Below are 15268 nucleotides of genomic sequence, written 5' to 3' on the forward strand. Positions count from 1 at the left end.
GGCTGGTGGGTTTTCCCGCCGGCCTTTTGCTGTTTGAGAATTTCAGGTTAAGGCGAAGCCTTGATCTGCAGCAACCGCGAGTTGTTGCACTAACGATATGGGCGCCGATTGCGTCGTATCAAGTAATGATGCTGGGGAGTACTGATGGCTTACTCGTACACTGAGAAAAAACGTATCCGTAAGGATTTTGGCAAGATGCCGCACGTCATGGATGTGCCTTATCTCCTTGCGATTCAGTTGGATTCCTATAAAAAGTTCACGCAACAGGGCATTCCTGCAGCAGAGCGTGGCGAGCACGGTCTTCATGCCGCATTTAAATCTATCTTCCCTATAGTTAGCTACTCAGGCAGCGCCGCGTTGGAATACGTGGATTACCACTTGGGTGCGCCAGCGTTTGATGTGAATGAATGTCAGCTTCGTGGCGTCACCTATTCTGTGCCGTTGCGCGTAAAGGTCCGGTTGATCATTTACGATAAAGAGTCTAGCAACAAAAGTATTAAAGATATTAAAGAGCAAGAAGTCTACATGGGCGAAATTCCGCTCATGACTGAAAACGGCACGTTTGTTATTAATGGGACTGAGCGGGTCATTGTTTCCCAGTTGCACCGCTCGCCGGGTGTGTTCTTTGATCATGATCGCGGCAAGACCCATTCTTCTGGTAAGTTGCTGTACTCAGCGCGGGTCATTCCTTACCGTGGTTCCTGGTTGGACTTTGAGTTTGATCCCAAAGATTTAGTCTTTGTGCGTATCGACCGTCGTCGGAAGCTGCCAGCAACAATTTTGCTGCGAGCCTTGGGGATGTCTGCAGAAGAAATTCTGAGCCTCTTCTTTGATGTCAACTCGTTCAAGTTGTCTGAGAAAGGCGGCTTTACCATCGAGCTGATTCCTGAGCGTCTTCGTGGCGAGGTTGCGACCTTTGATATCTGCGGTAAAGATGGTGAGGTCATTGTTGAGACGGGTCGCCGTATCACCGCTCGTCATATTCGCCAGCTAGAAAAATCCAAGCTTAAAGAGCTGGAAGTGCCGGTTGAGTACTTGGTTGGTCGTTCGCTTGCCAAAGATGTTGTCGATACCGCCACAGGTGAGCTGCTTTACCCCTGTAATACAGAAATCACTGCAGAAGTTTTGGAAAAGCTTTCGGAAGCGGGCATTACCGAAATTGAAACCTTGTACACCAATGAGCTGGATTGCGGTCCGTTTATTAGTGAGACATTGCGTAGTGATCCGACAAATAGCCAGTTGGAAGCGCTGGTTGAAATCTATCGGATGATGCGTCCCGGTGAGCCGCCAACAAAAGAGTCAGCGGAAAACCTGTTTCAGAACTTGTTCTTCTCTCCTGAGCGCTACGATTTGTCGGCTGTCGGACGGATGAAATTTAACCGTCGTCTGCACCGCGAAGAGATTATTGGACCAGGTACCCTGGACCAAGGCGATATAGTTGCGGTACTGAAAACGCTGGTGGATATCCGTAACGGTAAAGGTGTGGTTGATGATATCGATCACTTGGGTAACCGTCGTATCCGTAGTGTTGGCGAGATGGCTGAGAATCAGTTCCGTGTAGGGCTGGTTCGTGTTGAGCGTGCTGTAAAAGAGCGCTTGTCGATGGCTGAAAGCGAAGGTTTGATGCCTCAAGACCTGATCAACGCTAAGCCTGTTGCTGCGGCAGTGAAAGAGTTTTTTGGCTCTTCGCAGTTGTCTCAGTTTATGGATCAGAACAACCCCTTGTCAGAAATCACCCACAAGCGCCGGGTTTCTGCGCTTGGGCCTGGTGGTCTGACGCGTGAGCGTGCGGGCTTCGAAGTTCGTGACGTTCATCCGACGCATTACGGTCGGGTTTGCCCAATCGAAACGCCTGAAGGTCCAAATATCGGTTTGATCAACTCTTTGGCAACCTATGCTCGCACCAATGAGTATGGTTTCTTGGAGAGTCCTTACCGCAAGGTTATTGACGGTAAGGTCACCCACGATTTTGAATATTTGTCAGCGATAAATGAGGCGGAGCAGGTAATTGCCCAGGCTTCTGCGGCAATGAATGAAAAGGGTGAGTTGACCGACGAAATGGTTGCAGTTCGTCATATGAACGAATTCACCGTAATGCCGCCAGAAAAAGTCACCTACATGGATGTCTCACCTAAGCAGGTGGTCTCCGTTGCGGCGTCGTTGATTCCCTTCCTCGAGCACGATGATGCTAACCGTGCTTTGATGGGCTCGAACATGCAGCGTCAGGCAGTGCCAACATTGCGTGCAGATAAGCCCTTGGTTGGTACCGGTTTTGAGCGTTATGTCGCTTCTGATTCCGGTGTTTGTGTGGTTGCCAGCCGCAGCGGTGTGATCGACAGTGTTGATTCTTCTCGGGTTGTGGTTCGTGTCGACAACGAAGAGGTTTCAGCTGGTCAACCTCCTGTTGATATTTACAATCTGACCAAGTACACCCGGTCAAACCAGAATACCTGTATCAACCAACGCCCTATAGTGCGTGAAGGGGATGTGGTTGTTCGCGGTGACATTCTTGCCGATGGTCCATCAGTGGATCTGGGAGAGTTGGCTCTTGGGCAAAATATGCGTATCGCATTTATGCCTTGGAATGGTTACAACTTTGAAGACTCGATTTTGGTGTCTGAACGTGTTGTAAAAGAAGATCGCTTCACCACTATCCATATTCAAGAATTGACGTGTATTGCGCGTGATACCAAATTGGGGCCTGAAGAAATATCTGCTGATATTCCCAATGTGGGCGAAGGCGCGCTGGCTAACTTGGACGAGTCCGGCATTGTTTATATCGGTGCGGAAGTTGGTCCTGGTGACATTCTGGTTGGTAAGGTGACGCCAAAAGGCGAGACGCAACTGACGCCAGAAGAAAAGCTGCTACGTGCCATCTTCGGTGAGAAAGCCTCTGATGTAAAAGATACCTCCTTGCGTGTGCCGTCTAGCACTAAAGGTACGGTTATCGATATTCAAGTCTTTACTCGGGACGGTTTGGAAAAAGACAAGCGCGCATTAGAAATTGAAAAAATGCAGCTCGATCAATTCCGTAAAGATTTGAACGAGGAATACCGCATTGTTGAAGAGGCTACCTATGCTCACTTGGCGCGTTCACTGAAAGGCCAAAAAGCCTTGAGTGGTCCCGGCGTTAAGAAAAACGACGAGCTTAGCGATGCGCAGTTGGGTGACTTGAAAAAGGATGACTGGTTTAAGCTGCGGATGGATGACGAAGCGCTTAATGCCATGTTGGAAGATGCCGATAAGCAGTTGGCGGCTCATCGTAAAAGTCTAGAAGAGCGTTTTGAAATCAAAAAACGCAAATTGACCACTGGCGATGATTTGGCACCTGGCGTTCTGAAAATCGTAAAAGTGTATTTGGCGATTAAGCGCCGCATTCAGCCTGGCGATAAGATGGCGGGGCGTCACGGTAACAAAGGGGTTATCTCGGTCATTATGCCTGTAGAAGATATGCCTTTCGACGATCGCGGTGAGCCGGTTGATATCGTGCTTAACCCGCTGGGTGTACCTTCGCGGATGAACGTAGGTCAGGTCCTGGAAATGCACCTTGGTCTTGCCGCTAAAGGTCTGGGCATGAAGATTGACGACATGATGCGTCAGCAGCGTGCCGTGTCTGAGCTGCGTGGCTTCTTGGGCGAAATCTATAACGATGGCGCTGGTCGTAAAGAAGAGCTAGACAGCTTCAGTGATCAAGAGATTGTTGAATTGGCGGGTAATCTTCGCGGCGGGGTGCCTATGGCAACCCAGGTATTTGATGGCGCCAACGAAGGCGAAATCAAGAGCCTGCTTAAGCTTGCCGACTTGCCCGACAGCGGCCAATTGAAATTGTACGACGGCCGGACCGGCATGGAGTTTGATCGCCCGGTAACCGTAGGTTACATGTACATGCTTAAGTTGAACCATTTGGTCGATGATAAAATGCATGCACGTTCTACGGGGTCTTATAGCTTGGTTACTCAGCAGCCGCTGGGTGGTAAAGCGCAGTTTGGTGGTCAGCGATTTGGTGAGATGGAAGTTTGGGCTCTGGAAGCATACGGCGCCGCTTACACCTTGCAAGAAATGCTGACGGTCAAATCGGACGACGTGAACGGTCGTACCAAAATGTACAAGAACATTGTTGATGGTGATCAGCGGATGGAACCGGGTATGCCCGAGTCCTTTAACGTATTGGTCAAAGAAATCCGCTCACTCGGTATCAATATCGAGCTGGACACGGAATAAGAATCCACAACATTTGGCAAGGGGCGCCGGCTCGATTATCGAGTGCGGCGCCTGAATAAACCCCTTGCGGAGGAACGGCCTTGAAAGATTTATTGAATCTACTGAAACAGGGACAGCAGAACGACGAATTTGACTCTATTCGTATTGGTCTGGCGTCACCGGAGCTGATTCGCTCCTGGTCCTTCGGCGAAGTTAAAAAGCCGGAAACTATTAACTATCGTACCTTCAAGCCTGAGCGTGACGGCCTGTTCTGTGCCAAAATATTTGGTCCGGTAAAAGACTATGAGTGCCTGTGTGGCAAATATAAGCGCCTGAAGCACCGCGGCGTCATTTGTGAGAAGTGTGGTGTTGAGGTTGCGCTGGCGAAAGTGCGTCGGGAACGTATGGGCCACATTGAGTTGGCCAGCCCAGTCGCTCACATTTGGTTTTTGAAGTCACTGCCTAGCCGTATCGGTTTGTTGCTTGATATGACCCTGCGGGACATTGAGCGCATTCTGTATTTTGAATCTTATGTCGTGACTGATCCGGGCATGACGACCTTGGAAAAAGGTCAGCTGCTGAGTGATGAGCAGTACTTTGAATCTATGGAAGAATTTGGTGACGAGTTTGTTGCCAAGATGGGTGCTGAAGCGATTATGCACCTGCTGATGGAGCTGGATCTGACCGAAGAGATTAATCGTCTTCGTGAAGAAGTGCCTGCTACCAACAGCGAAACGAAAATCAAGAAGTTGTCCAAGCGTTTGAAGTTGATTGAGGCGCTGGCTGACTCTGGTAACAAACCAGAGTGGATGATCATGAAGGTACTGCCAGTACTGCCGCCGGATCTGCGTCCGCTGGTGCCGCTGGATGGTGGTCGTTTTGCGACGTCTGACCTGAACGACTTGTATCGCCGGGTAATTAACCGGAATAACCGTCTCAAGCGTCTGCTGGATCTTAACGCACCAGACATCATTGTGCGCAACGAAAAGCGGATGCTTCAAGAGTCGGTAGATGCATTGTTGGATAATGGTCGCCGCGGTCGTGCTATTACGGGTTCTAACAAACGTCCATTGAAATCACTTGCTGATATGATCAAAGGTAAGCAGGGTCGTTTCCGTCAGAACTTGTTGGGTAAGCGGGTAGATTACTCTGGCCGCTCGGTCATTGTGGTTGGCCCTACTTTGCGCCTGCATCAGTGTGGTCTTCCTAAGAAGATGGCGCTGGAACTGTTTAAGCCCTTTATCTTTGGTAAGTTGGAAGCCCGGGGTTTGGCGACCACGATTAAAGCTGCCAAGAAAATGGTTGAGCGTGAGCCGCCAGAAGTATGGGATATTCTTGCCGAGGTTATCCGCGAGCACCCCGTACTGCTAAACCGCGCACCGACGCTTCACCGTTTGGGTATTCAAGCCTTTGAGCCTGTATTGATCGAAGGTAAGGCGATTCAATTGCACCCGCTGGTTTGTGCAGCTTACAACGCCGACTTTGACGGTGACCAGATGGCGGTACACGTACCGTTGACACTGGAAGCTCAGCTTGAATCCCGTGCGTTGATGATGTCGACTAACAACATTCTGTCGCCTGCTAACGGTGAGCCCATCATTGTTCCGTCTCAGGACGTGGTGTTGGGTTTGTACTGGATGTCACGAGCTCGGGTAAATGCCCGTGGCGAAACCATGCGTTTCTCCAATCCTGAAGAAGTGCATCGCGCCTATGTTTCTGGCGAAGCACACCTGCAAGCGCGTATCAAATGTCGCTTGTTAGAGGTTAATTACGACGAGGAAGGTGTTCGTCACGAGAAACGCCACGTGGTTGATACCACCATTGGTCGTGTTCTGTTGTGGCGCATTGTTCCCGAAGGTCTGCCCTTTGACATGGTTAACCAGACCATGACAAAGAAGGCGATCTCAAGACTGCTGAACGAGTGTTATCGTAAAGTTGGTTTGAAAGCGACGGTTATTCTGGGTGACCAGTTGATGTACACCGGGTTTGAGTATTCCACTCGCTCTGGCTCATCCATTGGTGTTAATGACTTTGAAATTCCAGAAGCCAAGGCTCGGATCGTTGATGCGGCCCATGCTGAAGTTGTCGAAATCGAGAAGCAGTATGCCTCCGGTTTGGTAACACAGGGTGAGAAGTACAACAAAGTTATCGATATCTGGTCTCGTGCCAACGACATGGTTTCCAAGTCGATGATGGAAGGCTTGTCAAAAGAGACGGTGATTAACCGCGACGGTGAAGAGGAAGAGCAGGACTCTTTCAACTCCGTGTATATCTACGCGGATTCAGGTGCTCGTGGTAGCCCGGCTCAGATTCGTCAGTTGGCGGGTATGCGTGGTTTGATGGCCAAGCCTGATGGCTCCATCATCGAAACACCCATCACGGCAAACTTCCGGGAAGGTTTGAACGTACTGCAGTACTTCATCTCGACTCACGGTGCGCGTAAAGGTTTGGCGGATACGGCACTGAAAACAGCTAACTCGGGTTACCTGACCCGTCGTTTGGTTGATGTAGCCCAAGACGTGGTCATTACTGAAGATGATTGTGGTACAGATCAAGGGTTGTTGATGACGCCTGTTATCGAGGGTGGCGACATTATTGAAACCCTGGGTGATCGCGTACTGGGTCGTATCGTGGCGAAGGATGTATTAATTCCTGGTTCTGACGACGTTGCTGTTGCCGCGGGTGTGATGCTGGATGAGAAAGGCATTATCGAGCTGGAAGAGATGGGTATCGATGAAATCGAAGTCCGCTCGCCTATCACCTGTGATACGCGTCATGGCGTGTGCTCTATGTGTTATGGCCGTGACCTCGCCCGAGGCCACTTGGTAAACCGCGGCGAATCCGTTGGTGTTATCGCGGCTCAGTCCATTGGTGAGCCCGGTACTCAGCTGACCATGCGGACCTTCCATATTGGTGGTGCGGCATCGCGAGCAACGGCAGTCGATAGCATTCAGATTAAGCAAGACGGTAAGGTGCGTTTGCACAATCTGAAGTATGTTGAGCGTATTGATGGCCTGTTGGTGGCGGTAAGTCGTTCTGGTGAACTGGCGGTTACCGATAGCAGTGGCCGTGAGCGCGAGCGCTACAAGCTGCCTTATGGTGCGTTGATTAAGGTGGCTGATCGTTCAGAGGCCAAAGCGGGTGACATCGTTGCAACTTGGGATCCCCACACTCACCCCATCGTCACAGAAGTGGCAGGTATCGTGAAGATGTCTGGCATGGAAGAGGGGATTACCGTTAAGCGTCAAACAGATGAGCTGACAGGTCTGAGCAGCATTTCTGTTATGGAGCAGTCTGAGCGTCCTGCGGCGGGGAAAGATATGCGTCCCGCTGTCACGTTGGTGGATAAAAACGGTGACGAGCTTTGCTTGGCGGGTACCAATGTACCAGCTCACTACTTCTTAACCGATCACGCTATTATCAGTTTGGAAAATGGTGCTGAAGTTAAGGTAGGTGACATCATCGCTCGTATCCCACAGGAGAGCTCAAAGACTCGGGATATCACTGGTGGTTTGCCACGGGTTGCAGACTTGTTTGAAGCGCGTAAGCCCAAAGAGCCAGCAATTTTGGCAGAAATCTCTGGTACCGTTAGCTTTGGTAAAGAGACCAAGGGTAAACGTCGTTTGGTGATCACCCCTGCTGATGGCAAGCCTTTGGCCGATGGTAGCGATCACTACGAAGTGTTGATTCCTAAGTGGCGCCAGTTGACGGTGTTCGAAGGTGAGCAGGTTGAGAAAGGCGAGATCGTTTCAGAAGGTCCGTTGAGTCCTCACGACATTTTGCGCTTGAAAGGCGTTGAAGAGCTTGCCAAGTACATCGTTAACGAAATTCAGGACGTTTACCGTCTGCAGGGCGTTAAGATCAACGATAAGCACATCGAAGTAATCTGTCGTCAAATGCTGCGCAAGGTCAATATTCTTGCGGCGGGTGATTCTTCCTTTATCAAAGGCGAGCAAGCTGAATATGTTCGTGTGGAAGAAGAAAACGAAATATTGGCGGCAGGCGATAAAATTATTGCCAGCTTCGAGCGCGAATTGCTAGGTATTACCAAGGCGTCATTGGCGACAGAGTCGTTCATCTCTGCGGCTTCTTTCCAGGAAACAACGCGAGTGTTGACCGAGGCTGCTGTTACCGGCAAGCGCGATCATCTCCGTGGCTTGAAAGAAAACGTTGTCGTGGGTCGATTGATTCCAGCGGGTACCGGTTTGGCGTATCACCGTAATCGCAAACTGAAGCGTGAGGCGGGCGCAGCAACATCAAGTGTGTCGGCTCAAGATGTGGAAGCGGCGTTGACGGAAGCGTTGAGCGAAAATAACTGAGAAGGTTAAACACCGTCTCTTGACTAGAGTGGAGCGCGTCTTTAGAATTCGCGCTCCACTTTTTCTATATGCTGTCGATTTTGGTCGATGGTGTGGCGGCTAACACATTATGTGCTGGCCTTTTGTTTTTGGAGTTTTACTAATGGCAACGATCAATCAGTTGGTCCGTCAGCCGAGAAAACGCAAAGCGGCCAAAAGTGACGTTCCTGCTCTGCAGGCTTGTCCTCAACGCCGTGGTGTGTGTACTCGTGTTTACACCACCACCCCTAAGAAGCCGAACTCTGCGCTTCGTAAGGTGTGTCGTGTACGCCTGACTAATGGCTACGAAGTTTCATCTTACATTGGTGGTGAAGGCCACAATCTGCAAGAGCACAGTGTGGTGCTGATCCGTGGTGGTCGTGTAAAAGACCTTCCCGGTGTGCGTTATCACACAGTGCGCGGCAGCCTGGATACATCCGGTGTAAATAACCGTAAGCAAGGCCGTTCTAAATACGGCACTAAGCGTCCTAAAGCATAATTTAGGTCGCCCATTATCTATTAACCTTGAGTAAGGCTGGGTCCTTCGCTAAACAAGCGAGTGTTGCCTGGATTACCCTGAAGACTGAGGAAAGCACGTCATGCCAAGAAGACGCGTCGCCGCGAAGCGAGAAATACTGCCGGATCCTAAATTCGGAAATCTCACCCTCGCTAAGTTCATGAACCACGTAATGGTCAGTGGTAAAAAATCGGTTGCAGAGCGCATTGTCTATGGAGCTTTGGACCTGGTTGAAGATCGGATGAAAAAAGATCCGATCGAGGCTTTTGATGAGGCGCTGGAGAATATTGCGCCCATGGTTGAAGTTAAGTCTCGTCGCGTTGGTGGCGCCACGTATCAGGTGCCTGTTGAAGTGCGTCCAAGTCGCCGTACTGCGCTAGCAATGCGCTGGTTGGTAGATTACTCTCGTGGCCGTGGTGAGAAATCCATGCGTCAGCGTTTGGCTGGTGAAATTATCGATGCGTCTCAGGGCAAGGGCTCTGCAGTTAAGAAGCGTGAAGACGTGCATCGTATGGCAGAAGCCAACAAGGCTTTCTCTCACTACCGTTTCTAATCGCCTACATTCAATCCAATTTCTGGGGAATACATCGTGGCACGTAAAACTCCTATCGGCAGATACCGCAACATTGGTATCTGTGCTCACGTCGACGCTGGTAAAACTACAACGACCGAGCGCGTTCTTTTTTATACTGGTCTGTCTCATAAGATCGGTGAAGTGCATGACGGCGCGGCAACCATGGACTGGATGGCGCAGGAGCAGGAGCGTGGTATTACCATTACTTCTGCGGCGACTACTTGTTTTTGGGCGGGCATGCAGCAGCAGTTTGATCAGCATCGCGTCAATATCATCGACACCCCGGGGCACGTTGACTTTACTATCGAAGTAGAGCGTTCGTTGCGTGTTCTGGATGGCGCTGTTGTTGTGTTGTGTGGTTCTTCTGGTGTTCAGCCGCAGACTGAAACGGTTTGGCGTCAGGCTAACAAATACGAAGTACCTCGCATGGTGTTCGTAAATAAAATGGATCGCGCGGGTGCAAATTTCACGCGTGTTGTTCAGCAGTTGCGTGATCGTCTGGGTGCTAATGCGGTGCCAATGCAGATGACGATTGGTAGCGAAGACGAATTCCGCGGTGTTGTCGACCTGGTTAAGATGAAAGCCATTATCTGGAATATGGAAGACCAGGGCATGACTTTCACTTATGAAGATATTCCTGCTGAGCTTCAGGATACTTGCGAAGAAATGCGTGAGTATATGGTTGAGGCTGCTGCGGAAGCGACTGATGAGTTGATGGAAAAATACCTCGAGGGCGGTGAGCTGTCTGAAGAGGAAATTAAAGCGGGTATCCGTCAGCGCACATTGGCAAACGAAATTATCCCTGTCTTTGGTGGTTCAGCCTTTAAAAACAAAGGCGTTCAGGCTGTTTTGGATGCCGTGATTGAGTATATGCCTTCGCCAACAGAAGTTAAGGCGATTGAAGGTACGCTGGACGACAAAAACGAAACTGTTGCCAAGCGTGTTGCTGATGATGATGCGCCTTTTGCTGCGCTGGCGTTCAAAATTGCAACGGACCCGTTTGTGGGGACGTTAACCTTCTTTCGGGTTTACTCAGGTAAGTTGGAGAGCGGTACTGCGGTGCTGAACTCTGTCAAGGGTAAGAAAGAGCGTGTGGGTCGGATGGTGCAGATGCACTCAAATGACCGTCAAGAAATTAAAGAAGTGTTGGCGGGTGATATCGCTGCGGCTATCGGCTTGAAAGATGTGACGACGGGCGACACGCTGTGTGACCCGAATAATGTCATTATTTTGGAGCGCATGGAATTTCCTGAGCCGGTAATTTCTGTTGCGGTAGAGCCGAAGTCAAAGGCTGATCAAGAGAAGATGGGTATTGCTCTTGGTAAGTTGGCACAAGAGGATCCCTCTTTCCGCGTTAAGACGGATGAGGAAACCGGCCAGACCATTATCTCTGGTATGGGTGAGCTTCACCTGGATATCTTAGTTGACCGTATGCGCCGTGAGTTTAGCGTTGAGGCGAACATTGGTAAGCCTCAGGTTGCCTATCGTGAGGCGATTCGCAACACCTGTGAGATTGAGGGTAAATTTGTCCGTCAGTCTGGTGGTCGCGGTCAGTTTGGTCATGTTTGGGTTCGATTTGAGCCGGGTGAAGATGCTAACGCTGAAGGCCTTGAGTTTGCGAATGAGGTTGTCGGTGGTGTGGTGCCTAAAGAGTACATCCCTGCGGTAGAAAAAGGGATTGCCGAGCAGATGCAGAACGGTATTTTGGCCGGTTATCCTCTGTTGGGCTTGAAAGCAACTCTGTATGACGGCTCTTACCACGACGTTGACTCTAATGAGATGGCATTTAAGGTTGCTGCGTCTATGGCGACTAAAAAGCTCGCCCAGGAAGGCGGTGCTGTTTTGCTTGAGCCAATGATGAAGGTCGAAGTTGTTACTCCAGAAGAGAATATGGGTGATGTGGTAGGCGATCTTAACCGTCGTCGCGGCATGATTCTGGGTATGGAAGAAGGGACTTCTGGCAAGGTGGTTAATGCGGAAGTGCCGCTTGCTGAAATGTTTGGTTACGCTACGGATCTGCGTAGTGCTACCCAGGGGCGCGCAACCTTTACCATGGAGTTTGAAAAATACTCTGAGGCACCGCGCAATATTGCTGAAGAAATTATGGCCAAGAATAAAGGCTGATTTTCAACATCTTAGATATGAGGATATAAGTCGTGGCAAAAGAGAAATTTGAACGTAATAAGCCCCACATCAATGTGGGTACCATTGGTCACGTTGACCACGGTAAAACTACCCTGACAGCGGCATTGACCCGCGTGTGTGCAGAGGTGTTTGGTGGTACGGCGGTAGCTTTCGATGGTATCGATAACGCGCCAGAAGAAAAAGCGCGTGGTATCACCATTGCGACCTCTCATGTTGAGTATGACTCTAATATTCGTCACTACGCCCACGTTGACTGCCCAGGTCACGCCGATTATGTGAAAAACATGATTACCGGTGCGGCGCAGATGGATGGTGCAATTCTGGTGTGTGGCGCCACAGACGGCCCAATGCCTCAAACGCGTGAGCACATCCTGTTGTCACGTCAGGTTGGTGTACCGTTTATTGTTGTTTTCCTGAATAAAGCTGACTTGCTGGCAGAAGATTGTGGTGGCGTAGGCAGCGAAGAATACAACGAAATGCTGGAGTTGGTAGAAATGGAGCTGCGTGAGCTGCTCGATACCTACGACTTCCCTGGCGACGATACGCCCATCATTGCCGGTTCTGCATTGATGGCATTGAATGGCCAAGACGACAACGAGCTGGGTACAACCGCTGTTGCTAAATTGGTAGAAGCGCTGGATACCTATATTCCAGAGCCAGAGCGTGCTATCGATCAGCCGTTCCTGATGCCGATTGAAGATGTGTTCTCTATCTCTGGTCGCGGTACGGTTGTAACCGGCCGTGTAGAGCGTGGCATTCTTAAAACTGGCGACGAAATCGAAATTATCGGTATCCACGACACCACTAAAACCGTTTGTACGGGTGTTGAAATGTTCCGCAAGCTGCTTGACGAAGGTCGCGCTGGTGAGAACGTAGGTGTGTTGTTGCGTGGTACTAAGCGTGACGAAGTTGAGCGTGGTCAAGTATTGGCTAAGCCCGGTTCTATCAAGCCGCATACGCGTTTTGAAGCTGAGGTTTACGTGCTGTCTAAAGAAGAGGGTGGCCGTCACACGCCATTCTTTAAAGGCTACCGCCCCCAGTTCTACTTCCGTACTACGGACGTGACAGGTGCGTGTGAGCTGCCTGAAGGCACTGAAATGGTAATGCCTGGCGACAACATCAAGATGGACGTGACGTTGATTGCGCCTATCGCGATGGAAGATGGTCTGCGCTTCGCGATTCGCGAAGGTGGTCGTACTGTCGGCGCGGGTGTTGTCGCTAAAATCGTCGAGTAATCGGCGATTTGGTTAGATTGTAGAGCAAGAAGTACAGAAGTTATGCCTGGAAAGGGGGCTTGTTGAGCTCCCCTTTCTTGATACAGGTGGCGAACGGTCACTATTGAATACTGCGGTATGTTAATTACCCTGATTCCAGCAAATTGTTGTTGACAATGCTTGGTCAGATCTTTAACATTCCGCTTCCTTTTTTCGGGTTGCCAAGGCGAACAAGCCGCGCGCAGCCCGAGTTTTTTATCGGGATGGGAGTTGGATCAGGTGCAAAATCAACGGATACGTATTCGTTTAAAGGCTTTTGACCACCGCCTCATTGATGCGTCTACGCAAGAGATCGTCGACACCGCTAAGCGTACTGGTGCTCAGGTAAGAGGTCCAATTCCTCTGCCTACGCGCAAAGAGCGTTACACAGTGTTGGTCTCTCCACATGTAAACAAGGATGCGCGTGATCAGTATGAGATCCGCACCCATAAGCGCATGTTGGATATCGTAGAGCCTACAGAAAAAACTGTAGATGCATTGATGAAGTTAGATTTGGCGGCTGGTGTAGAAGTTCAAATTAGCCTTGGCTAACGAGAAGCAACATTACTGAATTATCAGACCCGCTCAGGGGCTGGCCCTGGGTTGTGTAACGCGTGAGAGCGCGGCCATAGAGGGTGGTAGCCCCGTACACTGAGAGGTTGGAGCAATGACTATTGGTTTGGTCGGTCGTAAAAGCGGCATGACGCGCGTTTTTACTGATGACGGCATATCTATTCCGGTGACAGTGATTGAGGTTGACCCCAATCGTGTTACCCGTGTCAAAGCGGAAGATGCAGAAGGTTACAGCGCGATTCAAGTGACCGCTGGTGGCCGTAAGGCATCACGCATCTCTAAGGCAGAGGCAGGTCACTTCGCTAAGTCTGGCGTTGAGGCAGGTCGCGGACTTTGGGAATTTCGTCTGAGCGAAGGCGAAGAGGTTCCAGAAGTTGGTGCTGAGCTGACTGTTGCTGCCTTTGAGGCAGGTCAAAAGGTTGACGTAACTGGTCAGTCTAAAGGTAAGGGTTTTCAGGGTGGCGTTAAGCGTTGGAATTTCCATATGCAAGACGCAACTCACGGTAACTCTCTTTCGCATCGTGCGCCGGGTTCAATTGGTCAGTGCCAAACGCCGGGTCGTGTTTTCAAAGGCAAAAAGATGGCGGGTCACATGGGTGCTGAACGTGTCACTGTTCAGACTCTTGAGGTCGTGCGTGTTGATGCTGAGCGTAACCTGATCCTTATTAAGGGTGCTGTTCCAGGTGCGCCGGGTGGTGACGTTTTTGTACGTCCTGCTGTGAAAGCTAAAAAATCCTAGGGGGCTAAGCAGTGGAATTAAGTATTGCGAAACCCGGTAACGGGGCGTCAGTTGGAACGGTTCAAGTTTCTGATGTCGCGTTTGCTCGTGAGTTTAACGAAGATCTGGTTCACCAGGTTGTAACTGCCTATTTGGCTGGTTCCCGTCAGGGTACGCGCAGTCAGAAAACCCGCTCAGAAGTGAGAGGTGGTGGTAAGAAGCCTTGGCGTCAAAAGGGTACTGGTCGTGCTCGTGCGGGTACAATTCGTAGCCCGATTTGGCGTGGTGGTGGTGTGACGTTTGCGGCTAAGCCGCAAGATCACGACCAGAAAGTAAATCGCAAGATGTACCGCGCTGCATTGCGCTCCATTTTGTCCGAGCTGGCTCGCCAAGATCGTTTGGTTGTGGTTGAAGAGCTCGCCCTGGAGCAGCCTAAGACTAAGTTGTTGGTCAAGGCTTTGGGTGAATACGGTCTGAGTGGTGCGTTGATTGTGACTGAAGACGTAACGGGCAATCTGTATTTGGCGGCACGCAATCTTCACGGTGTAGATGTTCGTGATGTGAGTGGTGTTGATCCGGTCAGCTTGATTGGTTGCGAAAAAGTGGTTGTTACAGTCGCGGCACTGAAGAAGTTTGAGGAGCTGTTGGGATGAATAAAGAGCGTATTTATAAAGTCCTGCTTGGTCCGCATGCTTCTGAGAAGGCTGCTACAAGTGCAGAAGCCGGTAATCAGGTTGTGTTGAAGGTCTTGCCTTCTGCAACCAAGCTGGAAATTAAAAAAGCGGTAGAGAAGCTGTTCAAGGTAGATGTTCTTGAAGTGCGTACCGTTAATGTTAAAGGCAAGGTTAAGCGCAATCGTTTTGGTCTGGCTAAGAAATCAGATTGGAAGAAAGCTTATATTCGCCTTGAGCAAGGTCAGGACATCGACTTTGCGGTTGCTGAATAAGTCTG

The 15268-nt window shown here is 50.3% G+C and carries 10 protein-coding genes; all 10 read left to right on the forward strand.

The window, feature by feature from the left end; all coding sequences use genetic code 11:
• The first annotated feature begins 144 nt into the window (after window positions 1-144).
• The 10 genes from rpoB (at window position 145) to rplW (ending at window position 15263) form a co-directional block, all read left to right on the forward strand.
• Window positions 145-4221 (forward strand): DNA-directed RNA polymerase subunit beta, encoded by a 4077-nt coding sequence (gene rpoB, locus IMCC21906_RS04450; protein ID WP_047011159.1) that lies wholly within the window; start codon window positions 145-147, stop codon window positions 4219-4221.
• Between the two features lie 80 nt (window positions 4222-4301).
• Window positions 4302-8519, forward strand: a complete 4218-nt coding sequence (rpoC, locus tag IMCC21906_RS04455) for a DNA-directed RNA polymerase subunit beta' (protein ID WP_047011160.1) — start codon at window positions 4302-4304, stop codon at window positions 8517-8519.
• A gap of 142 nt (window positions 8520-8661) precedes the next feature.
• Entirely contained in the window at window positions 8662-9036 is a 375-nt protein-coding gene (gene rpsL / locus IMCC21906_RS04460; RefSeq protein WP_047011161.1) for a 30S ribosomal protein S12, read from the forward strand.
• A gap of 100 nt (window positions 9037-9136) precedes the next feature.
• Complete coding sequence (gene rpsG / locus IMCC21906_RS04465) at window positions 9137-9607, forward strand: 30S ribosomal protein S7 (protein ID WP_047011162.1); 471 nt, start codon at window positions 9137-9139, stop codon at window positions 9605-9607.
• Window positions 9608-9643: 36 nt separating this feature from the next.
• Complete coding sequence (fusA, locus tag IMCC21906_RS04470; protein ID WP_047011163.1) at window positions 9644-11752, forward strand: elongation factor G; 2109 nt, start codon at window positions 9644-9646, stop codon at window positions 11750-11752.
• 32 nt (window positions 11753-11784) lie between these two features.
• On the forward strand, window positions 11785-13008 hold the full coding sequence (gene tuf, locus IMCC21906_RS04475) for an elongation factor Tu (protein ID WP_047011152.1): 1224 nt from the start codon (window positions 11785-11787) through the stop codon (window positions 13006-13008).
• A 258-nt stretch (window positions 13009-13266) separates the two neighbouring features.
• On the forward strand, window positions 13267-13578 hold the full coding sequence (gene rpsJ / locus IMCC21906_RS04480; RefSeq protein WP_022960525.1) for a 30S ribosomal protein S10: 312 nt from the start codon (window positions 13267-13269) through the stop codon (window positions 13576-13578).
• 115 nt (window positions 13579-13693) lie between these two features.
• Complete coding sequence (gene rplC / locus IMCC21906_RS04485) at window positions 13694-14338, forward strand: 50S ribosomal protein L3 (RefSeq protein ID WP_047011164.1); 645 nt, start codon at window positions 13694-13696, stop codon at window positions 14336-14338.
• A gap of 11 nt (window positions 14339-14349) precedes the next feature.
• Window positions 14350-14970 carry a 50S ribosomal protein L4 gene (gene rplD / locus IMCC21906_RS04490; protein WP_047011165.1) on the forward strand — a complete coding sequence of 207 codons (621 nt, stop codon included), beginning with the start codon at window positions 14350-14352 and terminating at the stop codon, window positions 14968-14970.
• On the forward strand, window positions 14967-15263 hold the full coding sequence (gene rplW, locus IMCC21906_RS04495) for a 50S ribosomal protein L23 (RefSeq protein ID WP_047011166.1): 297 nt from the start codon (window positions 14967-14969) through the stop codon (window positions 15261-15263). The genes rplD and rplW overlap by 4 nt, the downstream gene beginning before the upstream one ends.
• Window positions 15264-15268 lie beyond the last annotated feature (5 nt).

The organism is Spongiibacter sp. IMCC21906, from assembly GCF_001010805.1.
Lineage (GTDB): Bacteria > Pseudomonadota > Gammaproteobacteria > Pseudomonadales > Spongiibacteraceae > Spongiibacter.

What these genes read in the sequence shown, in the direction of transcription:
- rpsG (WP_047011162.1), top strand. Translation starts at nt 9,137, where the DNA reads ATGCCAAGAAGACGCGTCGCCGCGAAGCGAGAAATACTGCCGGATCCT.
- rpsL (WP_047011161.1), top strand. Translation starts at nt 8,662, where the DNA reads ATGGCAACGATCAATCAGTTGGTCCGTCAGCCGAGAAAACGCAAAGCG.
- rplC (WP_047011164.1), top strand. Translation starts at nt 13,694, where the DNA reads ATGACTATTGGTTTGGTCGGTCGTAAAAGCGGCATGACGCGCGTTTTT.
- rplW (WP_047011166.1), top strand. Translation starts at nt 14,967, where the DNA reads ATGAATAAAGAGCGTATTTATAAAGTCCTGCTTGGTCCGCATGCTTCT.
- rpoB (WP_047011159.1), top strand. Translation starts at nt 145, where the DNA reads ATGGCTTACTCGTACACTGAGAAAAAACGTATCCGTAAGGATTTTGGC.